Annotated in this window: 24 protein-coding genes and 1 tRNA gene; 1 reads left to right on the top strand and 24 read right to left on the bottom strand. The window is 39.4% G+C overall.

The annotated features are described in order from the left end of the window. Positions 1 to 64: 64 nt before the first annotated feature. The 7 genes from JNUCC25_RS25355 to JNUCC25_RS25385 form a co-directional block, all read right to left on the bottom strand. The gene (locus JNUCC25_RS25355) at positions 65 to 1,249 is read right to left on the bottom strand and encodes a phosphoglycerate kinase (RefSeq protein WP_064472188.1); all 1,185 of its coding nucleotides are present in this window, start codon (positions 1,247 to 1,249) and stop codon (positions 65 to 67) included. Between the two features lie 309 nt (positions 1,250 to 1,558). Then, positions 1,559 to 2,566, bottom strand: a complete 1,008-nt coding sequence (gap, locus tag JNUCC25_RS25360; protein ID WP_013059702.1) for a type I glyceraldehyde-3-phosphate dehydrogenase — start codon at positions 2,564 to 2,566, stop codon at positions 1,559 to 1,561. A 45-nt stretch (positions 2,567 to 2,611) separates the two neighbouring features. Next, the gene (locus tag JNUCC25_RS25365; protein WP_013059703.1) at positions 2,612 to 3,640 is read right to left on the bottom strand and encodes a sugar-binding transcriptional regulator; all 1,029 of its coding nucleotides are present in this window, start codon (positions 3,638 to 3,640) and stop codon (positions 2,612 to 2,614) included. A gap of 133 nt (positions 3,641 to 3,773) precedes the next feature. Then, on the bottom strand, positions 3,774 to 4,022 hold the full coding sequence (locus JNUCC25_RS25370; RefSeq protein WP_025601476.1) for a glutaredoxin family protein: 249 nt from the start codon (positions 4,020 to 4,022) through the stop codon (positions 3,774 to 3,776). A 12-nt stretch (positions 4,023 to 4,034) separates the two neighbouring features. Continuing rightward, a complete protein-coding gene (gene rpoN, locus JNUCC25_RS25375) occupies positions 4,035 to 5,345 on the bottom strand; it encodes an RNA polymerase factor sigma-54 (protein ID WP_013059705.1) in 1,311 nt (436 codons plus the stop codon). A gap of 286 nt (positions 5,346 to 5,631) precedes the next feature. Beyond that, positions 5,632 to 6,306, bottom strand: coding sequence for a hypothetical protein (locus tag JNUCC25_RS25380; RefSeq protein ID WP_053487807.1), 675 nt, complete (start codon positions 6,304 to 6,306; stop codon positions 5,632 to 5,634). Between the two features lie 201 nt (positions 6,307 to 6,507). Continuing rightward, a tRNA-Arg gene (locus JNUCC25_RS25385) sits at positions 6,508 to 6,579 on the bottom strand. Positions 6,580 to 6,799: 220 nt separating this feature from the next. Here JNUCC25_RS25385 and clpP point away from each other — a divergent pair. After that, complete coding sequence (gene clpP, locus JNUCC25_RS25390) at positions 6,800 to 7,387, top strand: ATP-dependent Clp endopeptidase proteolytic subunit ClpP (RefSeq protein ID WP_013059707.1); 588 nt, start codon at positions 6,800 to 6,802, stop codon at positions 7,385 to 7,387. A 34-nt stretch (positions 7,388 to 7,421) separates the two neighbouring features. Here the strand turns inward: clpP and JNUCC25_RS25395 are convergent, their stop codons facing one another. From JNUCC25_RS25395 to ppaX, 17 genes are all read right to left on the bottom strand, one after another. Continuing rightward, positions 7,422 to 7,676 (bottom strand): HPr family phosphocarrier protein, encoded by a 255-nt coding sequence (locus tag JNUCC25_RS25395; RefSeq protein ID WP_013059708.1) that lies wholly within the window; start codon positions 7,674 to 7,676, stop codon positions 7,422 to 7,424. 28 nt (positions 7,677 to 7,704) lie between these two features. Continuing rightward, positions 7,705 to 8,649 (bottom strand): DNA-binding protein WhiA, encoded by a 945-nt coding sequence (gene whiA, locus JNUCC25_RS25400; RefSeq protein WP_013085390.1) that lies wholly within the window; start codon positions 8,647 to 8,649, stop codon positions 7,705 to 7,707. A 33-nt stretch (positions 8,650 to 8,682) separates the two neighbouring features. Continuing rightward, entirely contained in the window at positions 8,683 to 9,669 is a 987-nt protein-coding gene (locus JNUCC25_RS25405; RefSeq protein ID WP_013059710.1) for a gluconeogenesis factor YvcK family protein, read from the bottom strand. Continuing rightward, positions 9,666 to 10,559 carry an RNase adapter RapZ gene (gene rapZ, locus JNUCC25_RS25410; protein WP_013059711.1) on the bottom strand — a complete coding sequence of 298 codons (894 nt, stop codon included), beginning with the start codon at positions 10,557 to 10,559 and terminating at the stop codon, positions 9,666 to 9,668. The genes JNUCC25_RS25405 and rapZ overlap by 4 nt, the downstream gene beginning before the upstream one ends. Positions 10,560 to 10,600: 41 nt before the next feature. Continuing rightward, complete coding sequence (locus tag JNUCC25_RS25415; protein ID WP_013059712.1) at positions 10,601 to 11,059, bottom strand: 8-oxo-dGTP diphosphatase; 459 nt, start codon at positions 11,057 to 11,059, stop codon at positions 10,601 to 10,603. 303 nt (positions 11,060 to 11,362) lie between these two features. Continuing rightward, entirely contained in the window at positions 11,363 to 12,316 is a 954-nt protein-coding gene (gene trxB / locus JNUCC25_RS25420; protein ID WP_029319313.1) for a thioredoxin-disulfide reductase, read from the bottom strand. 111 nt (positions 12,317 to 12,427) lie between these two features. Beyond that, positions 12,428 to 13,930: a tetratricopeptide repeat protein gene (locus JNUCC25_RS25425; protein WP_029319314.1), complete on the bottom strand. Its 1,503-nt coding sequence runs from the start codon at positions 13,928 to 13,930 to the stop codon at positions 12,428 to 12,430. Between the two features lie 181 nt (positions 13,931 to 14,111). Then, positions 14,112 to 14,735 (bottom strand): bifunctional phosphoribosyl-AMP cyclohydrolase/phosphoribosyl-ATP diphosphatase HisIE, encoded by a 624-nt coding sequence (hisIE, locus tag JNUCC25_RS25430; RefSeq protein WP_013059715.1) that lies wholly within the window; start codon positions 14,733 to 14,735, stop codon positions 14,112 to 14,114. Then, complete coding sequence (gene hisF / locus JNUCC25_RS25435; RefSeq protein ID WP_013059716.1) at positions 14,732 to 15,490, bottom strand: imidazole glycerol phosphate synthase subunit HisF; 759 nt, start codon at positions 15,488 to 15,490, stop codon at positions 14,732 to 14,734. The genes hisIE and hisF overlap by 4 nt, the downstream gene beginning before the upstream one ends. Next, positions 15,490 to 16,224 carry a 1-(5-phosphoribosyl)-5-[(5-phosphoribosylamino)methylideneamino]imidazole-4-carboxamide isomerase gene (hisA, locus tag JNUCC25_RS25440; RefSeq protein ID WP_029319316.1) on the bottom strand — a complete coding sequence of 245 codons (735 nt, stop codon included), beginning with the start codon at positions 16,222 to 16,224 and terminating at the stop codon, positions 15,490 to 15,492. Before hisA ends, hisF begins: the two co-directional genes overlap by 1 nt. Next, on the bottom strand, positions 16,211 to 16,858 hold the full coding sequence (gene hisH, locus JNUCC25_RS25445; RefSeq protein ID WP_029319318.1) for an imidazole glycerol phosphate synthase subunit HisH: 648 nt from the start codon (positions 16,856 to 16,858) through the stop codon (positions 16,211 to 16,213). Before hisH ends, hisA begins: the two co-directional genes overlap by 14 nt. Further along, positions 16,859 to 17,443, bottom strand: coding sequence for an imidazoleglycerol-phosphate dehydratase HisB (hisB, locus tag JNUCC25_RS25450; protein WP_013059719.1), 585 nt, complete (start codon positions 17,441 to 17,443; stop codon positions 16,859 to 16,861). Between the two features lie 75 nt (positions 17,444 to 17,518). Then, complete coding sequence (gene hisD / locus JNUCC25_RS25455; protein WP_029319320.1) at positions 17,519 to 18,787, bottom strand: histidinol dehydrogenase; 1,269 nt, start codon at positions 18,785 to 18,787, stop codon at positions 17,519 to 17,521. Positions 18,788 to 18,802: 15 nt separating this feature from the next. Next, positions 18,803 to 19,435 carry an ATP phosphoribosyltransferase gene (hisG, locus tag JNUCC25_RS25460; RefSeq protein ID WP_013059721.1) on the bottom strand — a complete coding sequence of 211 codons (633 nt, stop codon included), beginning with the start codon at positions 19,433 to 19,435 and terminating at the stop codon, positions 18,803 to 18,805. Then, a complete protein-coding gene (locus JNUCC25_RS25465) occupies positions 19,435 to 20,616 on the bottom strand; it encodes an ATP phosphoribosyltransferase regulatory subunit (RefSeq protein ID WP_029319322.1) in 1,182 nt (393 codons plus the stop codon). Before JNUCC25_RS25465 ends, hisG begins: the two co-directional genes overlap by 1 nt. Positions 20,617 to 20,799: 183 nt before the next feature. Next, entirely contained in the window at positions 20,800 to 21,327 is a 528-nt protein-coding gene (locus JNUCC25_RS25470) for an acyltransferase (RefSeq protein ID WP_013059723.1), read from the bottom strand. Then, the gene (gene ppaX / locus JNUCC25_RS25475; RefSeq protein WP_029319324.1) at positions 21,324 to 21,971 is read right to left on the bottom strand and encodes a pyrophosphatase PpaX; all 648 of its coding nucleotides are present in this window, start codon (positions 21,969 to 21,971) and stop codon (positions 21,324 to 21,326) included. Before ppaX ends, JNUCC25_RS25470 begins: the two co-directional genes overlap by 4 nt. Between the last annotated feature and the right edge of the window lie 31 nt (positions 21,972 to 22,002).

Raw genomic sequence — 22,002 nt, forward strand, 5'->3', positions numbered from 1 at the left:
CTGCTTGATAATTTTTTATATTATCAGTCGTCAGGTCGGTCCTCCGTCTTACTGAAACATAAACTTACTTATCGTTTAATGCAACTACGCCTGGAAGTTCTTTACCTTCCATAAACTCTAGTGACGCACCGCCACCTGTAGAAATATGGCTCATTTTATCAGCTAAGTCGAATTTTTCAACAGCTGCTGCAGAGTCTCCTCCGCCGATTACTGAATATGTGTCAGTTGCTTCTGCTAAAGCTTCTGCTACTGCTTTTGTTCCGTTAGCAAATGCATCTAATTCAAATACACCCATTGGTCCATTCCAAATAACTAACTTAGAGTTTTTGATTACGTCAGCATAGATTTCACGCGTTTTCGGTCCTGCGTCTAAGCCTTCCCAATCGCTTGGAATATCTTCAATTGATACAACTTGAATATTAGCATCATTTGAGAAGTCATCTGCTACTACCACGTCCACTGGCATGTAGAAGTTTACTCCGTTTTTCTTAGCTTTTTCCATGAAAGATTTTGCAAGTTCAATCTTGTCTTCTTCAAGAAGTGATTTACCTACTTCATGGCCTAGTGCCTTAATAAATGTGTAAGAAAGTCCTCCACCGATGATTAAGTTATCTACTTTATCAAGCAAGTGGTCAATTACACCGATTTTGTCTTTAACTTTTGCTCCACCAACGATTGCAGTAAATGGACGTTCTGGGTTTGATAATGCTTTTGAAAGCACATCAAGCTCTTTTTCCATTAAGAAACCTGCTACTGCTGGAATATGTTGTGCAATTCCTTCTGTTGAAGCATGCGCACGGTGAGCTGCACCGAATGCATCGTTTACGTACACGTCTGCTAATTCAGCAAATGCTTTTGCTAATTCAGGATCGTTTTTCTCTTCACCTGGGTAAAAACGTACGTTTTCAAGTACTAAAACATCGCCTTCGCTCATACCGTCGATTGTTTTCTTTACTTCTTCGCCAAAAGCTTCGTCAGCTTTTGCAACGTCTTTACCAAGAAGAGCTTGTAAACGTTCTGCAACAGCATTTAGACGTAATTCTTCAACAACTTCGCCTTTTGGACGTCCAAGATGGCTAGCTAAAATTACTTTTGCACCTTGTTCTACTAAATATTGAATAGTAGGAATAGCTGCACGAATACGAGTTTCGTCTGTTACTTTTCCGTCTTTCATTGGTACGTTAAAGTCTACGCGACAAAATACTCGCTTTCCTTTTACATCGATGTCTTTCAACGTTTTTTTGTTCATCGTTAAAAGGCCTCCTTAAGTATTTATGGTACTAAGCAAGTAGGCTTCTATGTAATCATCAATCCACAAACCACCGTACATTTCATTTTATATATTGGCGCCTTTCTATATAAAGTGAAACTCCAGTTAGCTGCTTATGATGCTTTTTCATGTAGAAGCCAATACATAAATCAAGGAAGAGGGGGTATGCCCCTCTCTTCCTTAGCAAGTCTTATTATAGTCGTTCTATTTTCAGATATCCAATAAAAAAGGAAAGTCTAGTCGATTTCTGTCTTATTGAATCAAATAGAAGCGAATTTTAAGTTATTCTTATAGTCCTTTAGCAGCGATGTATTGAGCAAGGTCTACTACACGGTTAGAATATCCGCTCTCGTTATCGTACCAAGAGATAACTTTAACCATGTTACCTTCCATTACCATTGTAGATAATGCATCGATTGTAGAAGAGTTGATGTTACCATTGTAGTCACCAGATACTAGTGGCTCTTCGCTGTAACCAAGGATGCCTTTAAGATCGCCTTCAGCAGCTTCTTTAAGAGCGTTGTTTACATCTTCAACAGTTACTTCTTTGTCAAGTTCAGCAACTAAGTCTACTAAAGAAACGTTTGGAGTTGGAACACGCATAGCTCCACCGTTTAATTTACCTTTTAATTCAGGTAATACTAGAGATACAGCTTTAGCAGCACCAGTTGAAGTTGGGATGATGTTTTCAGCAGCTGCACGAGCACGACGGTAATCTTTATGTGGTAAGTCTAAGATTTGTTGGTCGTTTGTGTAAGAGTGAACTGTTGTCATCATTCCGCGTTTAAGACCGAACTTGTCATTTAACACTTTAGCAAATGGCGCTAAGCAGTTAGTTGTACAAGAAGCGTTTGAAATTACGTTGTGGTTAGCCGCATCGTATTTGTCTTCGTTAACACCCATTACGATTGTGATATCTTCGTCAGATGCTGGAGCAGAGATGATTACTTTTTTAGCTCCTGCTTCTAAGTGTTTCGCAGCGTCAGCGCGTTTTGTGAAGAATCCAGTAGATTCAACAACGATTTCTACGCCTTGTTTGCCCCAAGATAATTGAGCTGGGTCACGTTCAGCAGAGATTTCGATTGTTTTACCGTTTACTACTAAGTTGCTACCATCTACTACTACTTCTGCATCTAATTTTCCGTGTACAGAATCATATTTTAAAAGGTGAGCAAGCATGTTAGCATCTGTTAAGTCGTTGATTGCTACTACTTCAACGTTATCATTTTTTAAAGCTGCGCGGAATACATTACGGCCGATACGACCAAATCCGTTAATACCAATTTTTACTGCCATGGGTATTTCCTCCTTGAATGTAAAAAGTATTTTTTATATGAGGGATTAATTAAAATCCCTTACTAACTCTTTTGCGGCGCCTTCATCTGTAATGAGAATCGAATCATGCGCTTGTTGCATAAACGCTTTAATTGCCTTTGCTTTTGATGAACCTCCTGCAACAGCAATAACACATTTATTGTTCTTTAAATCATCGAGTTGTATGCCAACTGTTTTAACTTTATGAACAACTTCGCCTTGATGATTAAAATAGTATCCAAATGCCTCACCTACAGCATGTCCATTTTTCACTTTTTCTAAGTCAGCCTGTGGTGTTTTACGGCGTTCTGCCATTGTCATAGCGTCTCCTATTCCGTGAACAACCATACCAGCGGACTTGATTAAATGAAGCATGTCTTTAATAGATGGCTCACCGATAATGGATCGGTATGCTTCATCACTAAGCTGATCTGGAACATGAAGCAAGCGATAGTGACTCATGGACTTTTCAGCCATCTTAGCACAAATCGTGTTTGCTTGGTTTTGTACATTTTCACCTAGCCCTCCGCGAGCAGGTACAAAAAGTATATCAGGGTGTTTTGAATCAGGTGTCATCATTTCGGCAACGGCGGCAAGCGTTGTACCACCTGTAACAGCAACGGTATTTTTTTCACCAACAAGGCGCTCCTTGATACACGAAACAGATGCTCGACCCATTTCATTTTTGACCCAAGGAGACTGATCACTATCTCCAGATACAACAACAACTTCTGATAAAGAAAACGCCTCTTTTAATGTTGTTTCCAATAATCGAAGTCCTGAAACTTCCTTCATTACTTCTTCTAATTCAGCTAGAAGTAGTTCTCCCTCGTTTGTAAGCGTCATCCCACTAGGGTAAATGTCAATCAAATCTTGTTCTTTTAAGAATGTTACTTCGCTTCGTAACACACGTTCTGTTAGCCCAAGGCTTACAGCTAAGTTTCTGCGGCCAATCGGCTGCATTAAACGTATGTATTGCAAGATTTGATAGCGCTTTTGCATAACTGAGAGAAGTTCAGGTAATAATTTTCGTTGTACTTCTATTAAAGAACGCATGTTAAAATCCCCTTAAGGCATAAACTCGCTGGACATATTTTGTCCCGTATAGACATATTATGTCCCACTTTGCGCAAAAAAAATTCACCCTGCTACAAAATCTATTCTAACAGGAGTGAATCCTTTATTCAACTCATGTGTTGCCTATTTTTAAAAGTAAGCGTTTTCTTAATGGAATACCTGTTATTTTTCCATATTCCACTTCTTCTCCATCCATTTCTACTACAGGAATCGCAAGGTGATACTTTTCCAGCCACTCATCGTTTTTGTAAATATCTCGTTCAATAAGCTGCAAGGGAAACTCAGACTGCATCTCTGCAAGCAGCTTCTTTGCATCATCGCATAAATGACAGCCATTTTTGGTATACAGTACGACTTCCACATTCTCACTCCTTTACTGCGTCACAAAAAGTTTTCGTTGACTGGATGGTAGAACGTTTAATTGGTCTCGATATTTGGCTACCGTTCTTCTTGAAATAGTAACGTTATAATTGCTTTGCAAGACGTTAGCCAGCTGCTGATCTGAAAGCGGACGCTGTTTGTTTTCTTCTGCTACTAGCTTTTTAAGCAGTTCTTTTACGTGAGTTGTAGAAGTCGCTTCGTTGTTGCCCAGTTGAATACTAGTTGAGAAAAAAGATTTCATTGAAAAGGTGCCAAAAGGCGTTTGAATATATTTGTGCCGAGTAGCACGGCTAATCGTTGATTCATGCACAGACGTTTGTTCCGCTACTTCCTTCATTGTTAACGGCTTCAAATACGAAGGACCCTTTTTAAAAAATGCTTCTTGTTCAACGAGTAAGGTATTCATTAATGCGTTTAATGTATCTTTGCGTGTGTGTAAACTTTTCATAATCCATTGGAATTCACGATATTTCTCTTGCAAATAAGAAAACATTTCTTGGTTCTGCCTATTTTTCAGCTGAAGTTTGTATTGTTCATTCACTGAAAGTCGAGGTTCCAAATCCTCATTTGCATAAGCAACGACATTTCCATCTTCAATTTTCACAATAAAATCCGGTACAATGAATCGTTCATTGGACTTCATATAAAACGATCCAGGACGAGGATTTAATTTCTTAATCTGTTCATGTAATTGTTGAAGAGCTTCAAGTGAGATTTGACATAACTTTGAGATTTTCATCCATTTTTTATACGCAAATTCCTCAAAGTGATGTGTCAAAATTTGCTCTATTTTTTCTGTCCATTGATTATTCCTTTTTAATTGAAGCATTAAGCACTCTTGTAAACTTCTTGCCCCTACTCCTGCCGGGTCCATCTGCTGCACAAGCTGGAGAGCCTTTTCAACCTGCTCTTGACCTTGGCCAAGCTGGTTAGCAAGTATGATTAACTCATCGTGCAAATAGCCAGCATCATCCAGACTATGAATAACAAACTCAACGGCTGCCTGCTCACATTCATCTAATTTTAACAATGCGGATTGATTCATTAAATGTTCGTACAGCGTTTCTTTAGGAGCTGGTATACTGCTCATATAATCTGTTGAATCAGAAGTTGCATGATTTTTTTGATTGTGAGATGTATAGACGGGCAGCTCTGAAAAATCTATAAGCGGATTTTGAAGCGCCTGCTCATGTAAAAACGCTACAATATCCATCGATGAATATTGTAAAAGAGAAATAGCTTGTGATAATTCTTTTGACATCGTCAGCTTTAACGACTGCTGCTGAAATAATCCAATCTCCATTATTTCTCCCCTCCCCTTCATCTATTTTACTATAAAAACGCTTTCAAAGAGCATGTAACTATTTTTTATATGTAATTTTTTCATCAAAAAATCTCCGTCAACCTTTGTTAACGAAGCGGTTCATCCTATTTTTAATTACTAACCATCAAAAAAGTAATAGAGCTATGCACCTTTATAACTTTTCATTATAATTCGCACCAACCACATGATCCGAGTAATAATCCAACATGACGTTTTCTTCGTCATGTCGAATTTTCTGCATGTGTATAATATATAGAAAAATTACTTATTGAATGGTTTGTGCCATTTGCATAAACTTGTCCAAGTTTTCTTCGTCATTTTTCGTGAAGATGGTTAGCTTCATTGGTTTCTTTCCTTTAACCAACACAGCGTTTACCGTATGATCGCCAGATGTGGCTTCATACCAAACAGAATCTTTGAAGATTCCATTCTCTTCAAGATTCTTTTTCTCTGCTGCATTTTTATTAACTGCTGTTGCCGTTTGTTTAACAGATTGAGCAGCGTCGTCCATCGATGCTTTTGATGAAAGCATTTCGATACGCATAAATTGAGAATCATCTGAAGTTAATACTAACGCATCTTTTCCTGGTTCTTCACCCGTTAGTTTATAACCGTCCATTACTTGAATAGAATAATCTTGTTCTGGGCTTTTTGTTAGTTTTGTTTCTGAAGAAGACGTTGACTGTTCATCATCCGCTGTTTCGCTAGTTGATGATTGACTTCCTGAAGGTTTGGCTGAGACCTCGGAAGAATCCGCATCTTTTTTCGAATCTTCTTTTGCAGCGCCTGATGTTTGATCAGATTTAGAAGCTGTGTCCTGCTGAACATTTTCTGCTTGATCATTAGACTTCGGCTGAGCAGAATCTTCGTTCGTCCCGCATGCAGACAGCAATAGTGCTACCGATGCACTGACAATGAAAAGTTTGTTCATATATTTCATATTTATTCCTCCTCCGTGTTTCTTTTCCTTATATACTGTTTTATAGTATTCTGACAAATTCCGCAACCGGTACAATGGAATTAATTTCTTGCTTCCTTACGCGTATAAAGGGTTATAGGAGGAAAATAAATATTATTTTTTGAGAAGATGAGCCTTTTTACTCAAAATAAAAAACGTTGCGTAATCCGCAACGTTTTAAGACGCCCTCGACAGGATTCGAACCCACCCTAAGAGAACCGGAATCTCTTGTGCTATCCACTACACTACGAGGGCATATTTGTCACAACTTCCATTATAGGAGAGAAAACTTCTCTTTTCAATAGAATACTACGTTTATTTTTTTTAGAAGGGGGAAAAATTTTAATAATGTCAAAGAGGAATACATAGTCTTTTAAGCGAATATGTGTAGTAGAGGTTCTTTTGTTTGACCTTTATTGACCATACGTGTATTATAGGTACATAACAAATTATTCTTGTTAAGGAGGAATTTAATATGAACTTAATTCCTACAGTTATTGAACAAACAAACCGTGGTGAACGTGCTTATGACATTTATTCACGTTTATTAAAAGACCGCATTATTATTTTAGGTAGTGCTATTGACGATAATGTAGCTAACTCAATCGTTTCTCAGCTTCTATTCTTAGCTGCTGAAGACCCAGAAAAAGATATCTCACTTTATATCAACAGTCCAGGTGGCTCTATTACAGCTGGAATGGCTATCTACGATACGATGCAATTCATTAAGCCAAAAGTTTCTACAATTTGTATCGGTATGGCTGCATCAATGGGTGCTTTCTTACTGGCTGCTGGTGAAAAGGGCAAACGTTTTGCTCTTCCAAACAGCGAAGTAATGATTCATCAACCTCTTGGTGGTGCTCAAGGACAAGCTACTGAAATCGAAATTGCGGCAAAACGTATTCTATTCTTACGCGAAAAACTAAATTCAATTTTAGCTGAGCGTACAGGTCAACCGTTAGAAGTGCTACAACGTGATACAGATCGTGATAATTTCATGACTGCTGAACGCGCTTTAGAATACGGTCTAATTGACAAAGTATTAGAAAACGACCCTAAATAAGAAAAAAGCCTTTCCCACTTTGGGAAAGGCTTTTTTATGCATCGTTCTCTACGTAAGCTACTAACGCATCCATTGCTTCTTTTTCATCTACCCCTTCAACAATGAGCGTAATAAGAGACCCATTATTAATCGCTAAGCTCATTAACCCCATGATACTTTTAGCGTTGACTACTTTCTCATCTTTCTTCAAGTACACATCAGATGTAAAACGAGTTGCTTCTTGCACAAATAGTGCCGCAACACGAGCCTGTAATCCCGTTTTTAATTTTACTTCTACTTGTTTTTCCATGATAAAATCCTCCCCCTTGCAATTCCCCTTATGTGACTGGCTGACCGGCGCGAAGCTTGTCTGCTATTTGGTCAATTTTACGCAACCGATGGTTAATGCCCGATTTGCTAATTTGACCTCCAGATACCATCTCACCAAGCTCCTTTAACGTAACGTCTTGGTATTCCACACGCAAACGAGCAATTTCTCTTAGCTTTTCTGGTAAGATGTCTAATCCAGCTGTTTCATCAATATAACGAATGTTTTCCACTTGACGAATAGCCGCTCCGATCGTTTTATTTAAGTTAGCTGTTTCACAATTAACTAAGCGATTAACGGAATTTCGCATATCTCGGACGATTCTTACATCCTCAAACCGTAACAGAGCGTTATGGGCTCCAATGATATTTAGAAACTCCGTAATTTTTTCAGCTTCTTTCAAATAGTTAATATAGCCTTTTTTCCGTTCTAATGTTTTACTATTCAATTGAAATTCGTTCATTAAATTGCATAAAGCTTCGTTGTGCTCTTCATACAATGAAAAGATTTCAAGATGGTACGATGATGTCTCTGGGTTATTAATAGAACCGCCGGCTAAAAATGCGCCTCTTAAGTAGGATCGCTTACAGCATTTTTTTTGCACTAGCTCTGGTGAAATACGATGTGTAAACGTGAATCCTTCTTCTACAATTTTTAAGTCTTCCAAAAGCATTCTCGTTTTCTCTACTAATCGAACAATATACACATTGTTTTTTTTCAACCGCATTTTCTTACGCACAAGCAGTTCTACTGAAACATCATAATTTTTCTTAAGCAGGACATAAATGCGCCGAGCAATCGCTGCGTTTTCTGTTTGAACATCAACCGTGAATTTTTTATTCGAAAAAGAAAGTGAACCATTCATTCGAATTAATGCAGAAAGCTCTGCTTTTGCACAGCAATCTTTGACTTCTAAATTCGTTAACTCTTTTTTTGTTTCTGATGCAAATGACATAACTTCACCTCCAATCTACATACGGAAATAGTGTTAAACACCCGTATTCGTTTTACCTTGCAGCGATGTCAGCATAGAATACACAAGCTTTGCTACTTTTTTTGTATCATGCCTAATTACGCTGCCGTCATACTGAATAATTTGATCTTCAATCACTTCTAACCCTAATTTTAGCAATACTTCACGATCATATTCTACAGGCTGAGCCTGCTCTACTTGGTATTTCTTTTTCAAAGGTGCTGGAATAGGTGCATTATTGACGATAATCGCATCTAAAAATGCACAAGGCATATGATTGTAAAGCGCTTTAATATGATCACTTGCCTTAAAGCCCAATGTCTCACCCGGCTGCGTCATCACGTTGCATACGTACACTTTCTTTGCTTTTGTCGAACAAAGCTCGTTACAAATATCCTGCACCAGTAAATTCGGCAAAATACTTGTATAAAGACTTCCGGGCCCCAACACAATTAAATCAGCTCGTCGAATCGCTTTTATTGTCTCGACAAGCGGTTTCACATCGGCGGGCGATAAAAATACTTTATTAATTTTTTTATTAACTTCTGGAATTTTAGATTCACCTGTTACGATGGATCCATCTTGCATCTCCGCATGCAGCACAACACTTTGATTAGCTGCTGGAAGTACTTTCCCTCTGACGTTTAGTACTTTGCTCATTTCTCGTATAGCATGCACAAAATCGCCAGTAATAGACGTCATAGCTGCAAGCAACAAATTGCCAAGAGAATGGCCTGTAAGCTCATTTCCTGTATCAAATCGATGCTGAAAAAGCTCTTCAACTAGTGGCTCTACATCAGATAAAGCAACTAGAACATTTCGAATATCACCAGGAGCAGGGATTTCAAGTTCATCGCGCAATCGGCCAGAACTTCCCCCGTCGTCTGCTACGGTTACGATGGCTGTAAGATCAAGAGGGTATTCCTTCAACCCTCTTAACAGCACTGGTAAACCCGTTCCTCCCCCAATGACGACAACTTTTGGAAGCTGTTCACTGCTCATCTATGATTTTCCTTTCTCCTCTCAATGTCACGATGAGAAATATGAGTTTTGTATTCATTCTGGAAATGGTGACCTAAATATTCAGCTAATGTGACGGAGCGATGCTGTCCGCCTGTGCATCCTATAGCAATGACCAGCTGGCTTTTACCTTCTCGCTTGTACTGTGGAAGCATAAACGAAAGTAAGTCTACTACTTTTTCAATGAACTTTTGAGTTTCCGTCCATTTTAATACGTAAGAAGAAACCTCTTCTTCAAGCCCTGTTTTAGGACGCATATGGTCAATGTAGTGAGGGTTTGGCAAAAAGCGCACATCAAAGACTAAATCAGCGTCAATAGGTACACCATATTTAAAACCAAACGACATCACATTAACAGTAAAAACCTGTGAAGCGTGCGACGAAAACTGAGTTAAAATCTTTTCTCTAAGCTCTCTTGGTTTTAACTCTGACGTCTCATAAATAAGCTGAGCTCTTCCCTTTAACTCCTCAAGAAGCTCACGTTCCATACCAATTCCTTCTAAAGGTAAACCCGAAGGAGCTAGCGGATGTGAACGTCTCGTTTCTTTATAGCGCGTCACCAATACAGAATCTTTTGCATCTAAAAATAAAATTTGTGGCGTGACCCACGTTGTTTCACTCATGTTATCTAATGCTTCAAACAGGCTTTCAAAAAACTCTCTGCCTCGCAAGTCCATAACAAGAGCAACTTTATTCATTTTATTCCCTGACTCTTTCATGAGTTCTAAAAATTTCGGTAGCAATGTAGGGGGTAAATTATCTACACAAAAGAACCCTAAATCTTCAAAACTCTGAATTGCTACTGTTTTTCCTGCACCTGACATTCCAGTAATAATCACTAATTGAATATCGCTTACAGACCCAGTACTCATTTTCCATCCCCCTCAATCTATGCATACATGTCTATTTATCATTAACAAGGATCAATTCGATAAGATAATAACTCGAAATCCGTTGTATACGTAAAGTTGCCATAAATAACACCCGACCCTTTTGCTACATAATCGATAATGTGATGATCTCCCGGTGCCATCGGCAATTCACTTACTTCACTCAAATTATGCCAACCGAGTTTGCCTTCTTCTGATTCTAGCACATTTGTCCCATCAAAATCTGTAGCAAAAAAAGTAAACATCATCCATTCAGATGAAATTTGATCGTTTTCTTTCATCGTAAAAGTAAAGATACCTTTTACAGTGGGATTTTTCAAATAAATTCCCGTTTCTTCACGAAATTCTCTCACAACAGAGTCTTTTACAGATTCTCCTTGCTCCATTTTCCCACCCGGGGCCACCCACCAGTTTCTTCGTGGCTTTTGAAGCAACAATACTTTATCGTCTTTCATTAATACACAATTTGTGACCCTTTGCATGTTTTCCACCTCATCATATGTATACTGACATTTTCTTTTATTATACTACGAAACAAACTTCTCTCACAACGGAGATGAACTAACTATTACTAAATTTTCTGAAAATGATCCATTGCTGTTATATACGGAAATTCAATCTGTTATAGTCACAAAAAAGAGGCATAGGAACACGTCCTATGCCCGACATACATATATTTTATAAAAGGGGGTCAATTACTATCTATATAGTACCCCATCAATGTTTCACAGGTGTTACAGAACAGTTAAAACCGAATTACGTTTTGTAAAAGATTGATTTCAGCCTTATTGCTGAATAGCTTTTAACTTTTCTTTTAACTCTTCTACATAGTGCTGAGCCGCTTGAGCAGCAATGCTGCCATCACCTGTAGCTGTTACAATTTGACGAAGAGCCTTTTCACGAACGTCTCCAGCTGCGAACACACCTGGTACTTTTGTTTCCATTTGCTCGTTCGTTTCAATATATCCTTCTTTATTCGTGATGTTTAGGCTTTCGAATGGTTTTGTTAGTGGAACCATTCCAACATAAATGAATACGCCTTCCGCACCGAACTCGCGCTCTTCACCTGTTTTTGTGTCTACTAACGTTACGCTGCCTACTTTACCGTCTTTTTCATTTACTTCTTTGACCGTTGTATTCCAAATAAAATCAACTTTTTCGTTGTCAAATGCACGCTGCTGTAGGATTTTCTGCGCGCGAAGCTCATCGCGTCGGTGAATAATTGTTACTTTTGTTGCGAAGCGTGTTAAATATACGCCTTCTTCAACCGCAGAGTCTCCACCGCCTACAACGACTAGCTCTTTACCTTTAAAAAATGCGCCGTCACATACAGCACAATAAGATACGCCGCGGCCGCCTAGTTCTTTTTCTCCTGGCGCGCCTAATTTTTTATATTCTGCACCAGTAGCAACGATTACTGAACGTGTTTTATATTCTTTGCTGCCTGCACGAACTGTCTTGTATTCTTCTCCGTCGATGATTTCTTTAATATCACCGTACGCATATTCCGCACCGAATTTTTTTGCATGCTCAAACATTTTGTTAGAAAGGTCAGGGCCAAGGATATGATCATAACCTGGATAGTTTTCTACATCTTCTGTATTAGCCATTTGACCGCCTGGAATTCCGCGTTCAATCATTAGTGTTGATAAATCTGCACGAGATGTATATACAGCAGCAGTCATACCTGCTGGACCTGCCCCAATAATAATGACATCATAAATTTTTTCTTCTGTCATTGCTTTACACTCCTTTTAGGAAATTCCTTCGTAGTTGATTCCAAATTTATGGATAATTATTTCGTTACCACTATCCTAATATGTTCTTCCTATTACCGTCTATTTTTTTGCTCAATTTAATAACGTATTCACAATTTTACTGTACTTTCTAACTGTTGCAGCGGAAATGGAATATTGTTTTGCCGCATCGGCTTGAGTAATAGCCTGCCTTTTTTCTTTCGCCCATATATATGTGACGGCTGCGGCCCATGCATTTACGTTCACATGCTGAAAATCATAGGATTGTTTATATACCTGTACATATACATAAAACCAAAAGCTTAAAAGATCCTGGGTATCACTTTCATTCTGCGATTCCATCTCCAGTTCAATAACATCTGCCACCTCAAAAATCACATGTTGTTTATCCTGCCATACATACGTATATACTTCATCCAAAAGTGTACTCATATGTATGGACGACTTGATTTCTTCTAAAAGAAGCAGACGCTGCTGTTCAGGAAGCTTTTTTGCCATATACAAGCTGTAAAGCTGATCGTGAACATTTTTTGTTGCACACTTCTTTTTCGCTGTAACATCCACTTTCGATTGAAAAACCTTCGCAGCTTTTTGACTGATGCTCCAAGGCTCCTCTCCTTCTTTATCAGGAACGTCTTCCAATGCCAGCTTCCACATTTCTTTAGCGAACGCTTCACGTCCAGTATAGTAAGAGGCATATGAGAGCCAATAATGAAATGAGTTGTCTCCTTGAAATCCTTGTGTATAAAGCTTTTTTAACCATCTGTATGATAGTTTGTATTGACCAATCAATGCAAATGTTGCTCCAAGCTTATAGCGGTGTTCAAATGACATTGGATAAACGCGGCTAAGCCCGTCTGTAAGCTCCTCAACTTCTTTATGCTTATGGCAATAATAATAGAAAATCAGCTGATTGCATAACGCATGAAGATTTCCAGGGTTTTTTTCCAATACTTCATTCAGCAAATCCATTGCCTCATCAATTTTATTTAAATAAAAATAAGCTAACGCTAAATTATTATATGCAGACCAGAATTCTGGATACTCATCAATTATTTCAGTTAACAAATCCACTGCTTCTTCAAAATTCGTTGCTTCAAGCAGTCGTTTTGCTTGTTCTTGTTTTATAATCAGCATGTCGCCTAGCTGATTTTTAGGCTCTTCATCTTCTTCATCCACATCAATTGATAGTAAATCTAACAGATCTGTAGCCGATCGAAAGAGGTCACCATTTGGAAAATGCTCAATGTAATACATCGCGTATTTTTTTGATTCTTCAAACAGTCCAAGATGCGCATAGCTGTTGGCTATATAGTAGTAACAGCTTCCTAATTTATCGTCCATATGATGAATCACATGGAGAAAAAGCTCGTTGGCATCTTGATAATCTCCCTGCTCCGTTAAAGCTACTCCAACGTTTGTAAGAAGCTGTGGATTACGGGCATTCTCTTTGTTTGCACGCGTTAAATACTTGAGCGCTTTATCCGACTCCTCTTCTTCAAACGCCTGCAGCGCTTTTTCGAAATAGAAGTCACCCGTTTGCGAAAATGGAATTACTTGTGCCATTTTTTGAATTACTTTTGAGTGTTTTTCCATTAAGCCCTCCAAATAAGTTGATAATTTCGACGTTCGTAGTATATCACATTTGCCAAGAAGTTTAATACCTCTATTCAAAAAAGGAGCCTGTAAGCAGTCGTTTCTTGACACAAATAAGAGAAGGTTTTGCCTCTTTTATCTAAAATGAGACAACTCCTTCTCTCCTTTCACTATGTAGCTATTAGCTAGAGTGACGCTCTTTTAATACTGATAGGACATCGTCTAAAGGCAGCTTTTGCTCACGAAGTAAAACAAGTACGTGGTACAATAAATCTGCAACTTCCCACTTCAGCTCATCATGGTCACGATTTTTTGCTGCAATAATCACTTCACCAGCTTCTTCTCCTACTTTTTTGAGGATTTTATCTACGCCTTTATCGAATAAGTACGTCGTATAAGCTCCTTCTGGCATTTCAGCTTCACGCTTAGCGATTACTTCTTCTAGCTCATTAATAATAGCAAACCGATTATCGTTTTGTTTATTTTCGCCAAGAATTGTTTCATTAAAGCAGCTGTAAGCGCCCGTATGACAAGCAGGACCTTGAGGCTCCACTTTTACAACAAGAGAATCGGCATCACAGTCATATGCCATGCTCACAATTTTTTGTGTGTTTCCAGAGGTTGCGCCCTTGTGCCACAACTCTTGTCGAGAACGGCTGTAAAACCATGTTTCACGTGTATCAATTGATTTTTGAAGTGATTCTTCGTTCATATAAGCCAATGTTAAAACTTCTTTGCTCACAGCATCTTGTACAATAGCTGGCACAAGTCCATCACTGTTGAATTTAATGTTTTCAATCGTCATCGAATGCTCACTCCTTGTTGTTTTGCATAGCTTTTAATTTCTTTTACAGATGTTTCTTTATAGTGAAAGATCGAAGCCGCCAAAGCCGCGTCAGCTTCCCCTTTTTCAAACGCATCGACAAAATCTTGACCATTTCCTGCGCCGCCAGAAGCAATAACAGGAACGCTCACCGCTTGGCTGACTGCTTTGGTTAATGCTAAATCAAACCCTGACTTTTCACCGTCTTTATCCATACTCGTTAACAAGATCTCACCCGCACCGCGCTTCACTGCTTCTCTTGCCCAGTCGATTACTTCCCAGTTCGTTGCGTTGCGGCCTCCGTGTGTATAGACTCGCCATGATTGTAAGCTTTCATCGTACTTAGCATCGATGGCTACCACAATACACTGAGCTCCAAAAAAATCGGACCCTTCTGTAATCAGTGTTGGATTGAGTACGGCCGCTGTATTTAATGACACTTTGTCTGCACCAGCACGAAGCATTCTTTTCATATCTTCTAATGCATTAATTCCTCCGCCCACCGTAAAAGGAATCGCTAGCTGAGATGCTACTTCTTCTACAACATGTACCATCGTTTTGCGTCCTTCATGAGAAGCAGAAATGTCTAAAAAGACTAATTCGTCTGCGCCTTCTTCATCGTAAAATTTCGCCAACTCTACAGGATCTCCTGCATCTCGAAGTTCCACAAACTGAACTCCTTTTACCACACGGCCGTCCTTTACATCTAAACAAGGAATGATTCGTTTTGTAATCATTACGCTTTCACCTCTTGAAGTGCTTCAGCTACTGTAAACTTATTGGTATAAAGTGCTTTCCCTACAATCGCACCAATAACGCCGTCAGCTTCATATTTCTTTAGTGCATCTAGATCAGCAAGTTTACTAACTCCCCCTGATGCAATCACACCTTTTCCAGTAGCCTTAGCCATTTCAACAATTCCTTCCACATTAGGACCAGACAGCATACCATCAGTAGAAATATCCGTGAAAATAAATGTTTCCGCACCAGCATTAGCCAATTCTTTTCCTAGTTCTGTCGCTTTGATTGTAGATGTTTCCACCCAGCCTTCCGTTGCAACATAGCCATCACGTGCATCAATACCAATAGCAATACACGCACCATATTCCTTCAGCATTTTTTTCACAAATTCAGGATTAGAAATAGCTGCACTTCCTAAAATAACGCGGTCAATTCCGTTTTCTAAATAGTAAGCAACGTCAGCTTCTGAGCGAATGCCTCCTCCAATTTGCACACGTACATCTAATTTCTTTTTCACGCCTAGCACAAATTCATCATTCACACGCTTGGCCGCTTTTGCACCGTCCAGATCAACCATGTGAATCCACTGAGCGCCTTCACTTGCGAATTGTGTGGCCATATCTACCGGAGAATCTCCGTACACTGTTTCTTTTGTGTAATCTCCTTGAAGCAAACGGACGCACTTTCCTCCGCGCATATCAATGGCTGGATATATTTCAAATTTGCTCATACGATGGGCTCCTTTTCTCTAAGAAGTTTGCATAATTTTGCAGCATTTGCATTCCGATTGCACTGCTTTTTTCAGGGTGGAATTGAGTGCCAAATACGTGTTCTTTTCCAACAACTGCTGGAACTTCAACATCGTAAGGACTTGTTGCTAAAAGCACGTCTTGATCATTTGTTTTTACGTAATAAGAGTGAACAAAGTACACGTGACCTTCACTGATTCCATCAAGCAGAGCAGACTGCTGATGAAAATCTAAAGAGTTCCAGCCCATATGCGGAACTTTATATGTCTGTCCTTTGGCAGTAATGCCGGGAATACGCTCCACTCTCCCTTTTAACAGTTCCAGTCCTTTTGTTACGCCGTTCTCATCGCTTTCTTCAAATAAAAGCTGCATACCTAAACAAATTCCAAGCAAAGGCATTCCTTTTGCTACTTCTTCTTTAATAAAGTCCGTCAGCTTTGTTTGATTCAGCTGTTCCATCGCATCTTTGAATGCTCCAACTCCAGGAAGAATCAGCCCTTTTGCCTTTCTTAGTTCTGCAGGATCTGCGGAGATAATATAGTCATAGTTTAATCGTTCAAGAGCTTTACTTACGCTGTATAAGTTGCCCATCCCATAGTCGATAATGCCAATCATTTACAACATCCCTTTCGTGGAAGGCACACCTTTGACACGCGGATCAATCGTTGTCGCTTCGTCCAAAGCACGTGCTAATGCCTTAAATACCGCTTCAATAATGTGGTGTGTATTTTTACCGTAGTGTACAATTACATGTACATTCATGCGAGATTCTAATGCAAATTTCCATAAAAATTCATACACAAGCTCTGTATCAAATGTACCGACGCGCGACGCGGGAATGTCACCTTTAAATTCAAAATGAGGACGATTGCTTAAATCCACTACGACTTGAGCCAAAGCGTCATCCATTGGTACAAAAGCATTCCCATAGCGTTTAATTCCTTTTTTATCACCGAGCGCTTCTTTGAACGTTTGACCAAGGCAAATACCGATATCTTCCGTTGTATGGTGATCATCAATCTCCGTGTCTCCATCTGCTTTTACATCAAGGTTAAACTGTCCGTGTTTTGTAAATAAATCGAGCATATGATTTAAAAAAGGAACGCCTGTATCAATGTTCGCTTTTCCTTCTCCATCGATTCCAATGGCTAATGCAATATCCGTTTCGTTTGTTGTACGTTTAATACTTGACTCTCTCATTGTGAAACTCCTTTCAACTGTGCATGTAATAAGTAAAGAAAAGAACATTTCTACTCTTTTCTTTTAATCTCCACCTTATTTTTTAAAGCGTTCTTCAACCGCCCTTGCATGAGCTTCTAGCCCTTCTAAACGAGCAAACGCTGCGATTTTCGAGACATTTTTCTGCAGAGCTTGTTGGCTGTATGAAATGATACTAGACTTTTTCACAAATGAATCAACTGATAAAGGACTTGAGAATTTTGCTGTCCCATTTGTTGGAAGAACATGGTTTGGTCCCGCGAAATAATCGCCAACAGGTTCTGAGCTGTATCTTCCTAGAAAAATAGCACCGGCATGACGAATGGAACCTAAAAGTTCAAGCGGACTTTCAGTCATAATTTCTAAATGCTCAGGAGCTAATTGATTAACAGCTTCAATCGCTTCTTCTAATGACCCAGTCACATAAATAGCGCCATGGTTATCAATAGAAGGTTTTGCAATTTCTTTACGAGGTAAAGATTCCACTTGTCTTTCCACTTCTTCTTTAACAGCTTCGGCTAATTTCATAGAAGGTGTAACTAAAATGCTTGAAGCTAATTTGTCATGTTCTGCTTGAGACAATAAATCAGCGGCCACTTCGTTCGGCTTGGCCGTATCGTCTGCTAGTACGACAATTTCACTAGGTCCAGCAATTGAGTCAATGTCTACTAAGCCATATACTTCTCTTTTCGCTAATGCAACAAAGATATTACCTGGCCCTACAATTTTATCGACGGATTGAATTGTTTCTGTTCCATAGGCAAGTGCTCCTACTGCCTGAGCTCCCCCTACTTTATAAATCTCTTTGACCCCAAGCTCACTCGCTGCTACCACTACTCCAGCAGGAAGCGCGCCGTCTTTTCCTGGAGGTGAAACCATCACGATACGTTTTACACCTGCCACTTGAGCAGGAATGACATTCATTAAAACGGAAGAAGGATAAGCCGCAAGACCTCCCGGTACATAAACACCTACTGCATCTAAAGGCGTTACTTTCTGCCCTAAAATGGTGCCGTCTTCTTTTGTTGTCATCCAAGACTGCTGGACCATTCTTTCGTGGTAATCACGAATGTTGTCAGCAGCTTCACGAATGGTTGACAGCATATCTGCATCAACCAGCTCATAAGCACGCTTCTTTTCTTGTTCTGTCACAAGCAAAGAAGAAAGCTCAACGCCGTCAAATTGGGCTGTATACCGTTTTAAAGCTTCGTCTTTTTGCTCTTGCACCTGCTTTAAAATATTTACGACAATTTCTCTTTGAGCACTTGTCCCTTGATCAATCGTACGCTTTAAGCTCACTTGTTCTGTTACACGTGTAATTTTCAATGTATGTCACCTCTTTTATACAGGTTGAACCACTTGGGCTAAACGATTCACTAAATCATCAATTCGTTCGTCTTTTAAACGATAGCTCACAGGGTTCACAATCAAACGCGATGTAATATCTTCAATGTGCTCCAATTCAACAAGTCCGTTCTCTTTTAGTGTTTGTCCCGTTGATACAATATCAACAATCCGATCAGCCAGGCCGATTAAAGGCGCTAATTCAATCGAACCATTCAATTTTATAATTTCTACTTGCTCTCCTTGCTCCCTGAAATAAGTAGATGCTACATTTGGATATTTAGTTGCCACTTTTTGAGCAATTTCTGATTTTTTAGCATTAGGCAAACCGGCAACGGCGAGATGACATTTACTAATATTTAAATCCAACAGCTCATAGACATCTCGTTCTTCTTCTAACATTACGTCTTTACCTGCAATACCAAGATCCGCTACTCCGTATTCTACATAAGTAGTAACATCCATTGGTTTTGCTAAAATAAAGCGCATGTTCTCTTCAGGAATATCTACAATCAGCTTGCGCGAATCGTCAAATTCTGGCGGCAATTGAAAGTCTGCTTGACGCAAAAGTTCAGCTGCTTCTTCAAAAATACGTCCTTTTGGCATTGCAATTGTTAATAGTTCACTCATTATTGTCCCCCCTTGCCTCGTTTTCCAATTAGAAACGTGACTTCTTCAAACTGTGCAGTAAATACATCAACATCATCAACCCCTGCAATTTCCTGAGTCACTACCCGGTATCCTTGCTTGCGCTGTTCAGCAGCTAAAGCTAATGCCTCATCCAAACGCTCCTGGCTATATAATATGCCGTATACTGCTGAAGGCTCATATACTTCTTCGCCCAGCGCTTCAATTAAGCGGTCCAGCTGAATTCCAAATCCTGTAGCTGGTGTTTTAGACGCAAATTTTTCAAGAAGCTGGTCATAACGTCCTCCATTACCGATATGGAAACCAACGTTTTCAGCAAAGACTTCAAATAAAATACCTGTGTAATAGCTCATATGACTGACTAAGTTAAAATCAATTTTAATTTCATCCGTTACACCGTATGCATCAAGCATATTCCATAGCTTTTTCAAATCGCCGGCTGCTTTTTTACCAGCTTCGTTTTCAACTAGTTCAACCGCTTCTTCAATCTTCTTTTCATCTCCGCGCAGGTTAAGCAGCTGAAGGAGACGCTGTTTATCAATAGAAGATAGATTCAAGTCTTTTACATGATTACGATAGCCCACGTAATTTTTCTCATATAAAAAGCGGCGAAGCACGTTAGCACGTTCTTCATTTCCGACAATTTCTAAAAAAAGCGAATTAACAAACCCGATGTGGCCAATTGCCACTTTAAATGATTTAAGTCCCGCTCTTTTTAATGCGCCGATCATGAGAGCAATCACTTCAGCATCGCTGCTCATCGTAGCGTCTCCAATTAGCTCAACGCCTATTTGTTCAAACTCCGCCGGGCGGCCACCCTCACGCTGCTGAGCTCGGAATACATTTGCTTCATAAGCTAAGCGCAAAGGAGAATTATTTAAAAGTTTTGAAGCGGCCACACGTGCAAATGGTGTTGTTACATCCGGTCGCAGCACAAGCGTATGCCCTTCTTTATCTAAAAGTTTAAACAATTGTTGATCTAAAATAGCTGATGCGCTTCCTACCGTCTCGTAGTATTCCACAGTAGGCGTTTCCATATATTGATAGCCCCAGCTGCCGATTTCATCTGCCAGCTGATTGCGAACTTGTTTTTTTCTTTCAAAAAGAGCTGGCAGGGTATCCCTCATTCCAAGAGGTTTTTCAAACATAAATAACTTTGACATTCCGACACGTCCTTTAAGCTTGATTTTATCTATTAAGGAACCATTGATAGGTTGATTTTACTTTATCGCGCTAATGTATTAGCGAAATAACAAATTAAAGTTATTGATAGTTTACACCCGATAAAGTCAGCCGTCAACCGCCAGCTGTTCAAATTTACAAAAAAAACCACAGCTTAGTTCTTGCTAAGTTGTGGCTTTAGGTTCTGCTTCCCTGCGCTTTTCCATTTCTTCTTTTGTATAGATGACACGCATAGGGTTACCTCCAACAAAGAAACCGGGTGCTACATCTTTATGAACCACCGTTCCAGCCGCTACAACCGCTTCGTTGCCGATTGTTACGCCTGGAAGGATGGTGCTATTTGCTCCAATCATCACTTCATCCCCAATGATGACATCTCCAAGACGATATTCCGTTATCAGATATTCATGAGCGAGAATAGTTGTATTGTATCCGATAACCGTATTGCGTCCTACTTGTATTTTTTCAGGAAACATAATATCGAGCATCACCATAAGGGCAAAGGATGTTTGAGGTCCTACTTTCATCCCTAAGCACGCTTTGTACAGCCAGTTTTTCATCGAAAGAAAAGGCGTATAGCGAGCGCATTGAATGATTAGGAAGTTGCGCACTACTTTCCAAAAAGGCACGGTCTTATAGACATGCCAAAGGGAATTAGCTCCTTTAACCGGATAGCGCGTCGTTTTTCTCACTGACGTTCTCCTTTTAATATATCAATTAAATCCGTCATATTTTCTAAAATAATATCAGGATTATAAGAAGCGATATGATCTCTCCCTTTTGCACTCCAAGCAACTCCAGCTGTTTTCGTATAAGCTCTTTGGCCAGAAACGATGTCATGATGGTTATCTCCCACCATCAGCGCTTCTTCAGGTTTAGCATTAAGCAGCTTCAGTGCTTTTTCTACTGGCTCATGATGCGGCTTTGCATTTGTCACGTCTTCAATTGCGACAATCGTATCAAAGAACTGATCTAACTTTGTTAACTTAAGCCCCATCATGACCGTATTTCTTTGCTTGGTTGTGACAATACCTAATTTATAATCCTGCTCGTGCAGCCATTTAACTGTTTCAAGTACGCCTTCGAATTCTTTAACAAGCAAATCGTGATTGGCTAGATTATGCGTGCGATACATCTCAATCATTTCGTTTACTTTCGTTTTATCCATTTCTACAAACGTGTCGTATAAAGGAGGTCCCATAAACTGTAAAATATCTTCACGAGTATATTGTTCAGGATAATAGTGATTAAGCGTATGAGTAAAAGAGGCAATAATTAATTCATTTGTATCAATTAGCGTACCGTCTAAATCAAACAAAACCGTATTAATCGTCATTATTCATTTCCTTCCCTTGCGTCAAATCAAG

It is taken from the genome of Priestia sp. JNUCC 25 (assembly GCF_053667915.1).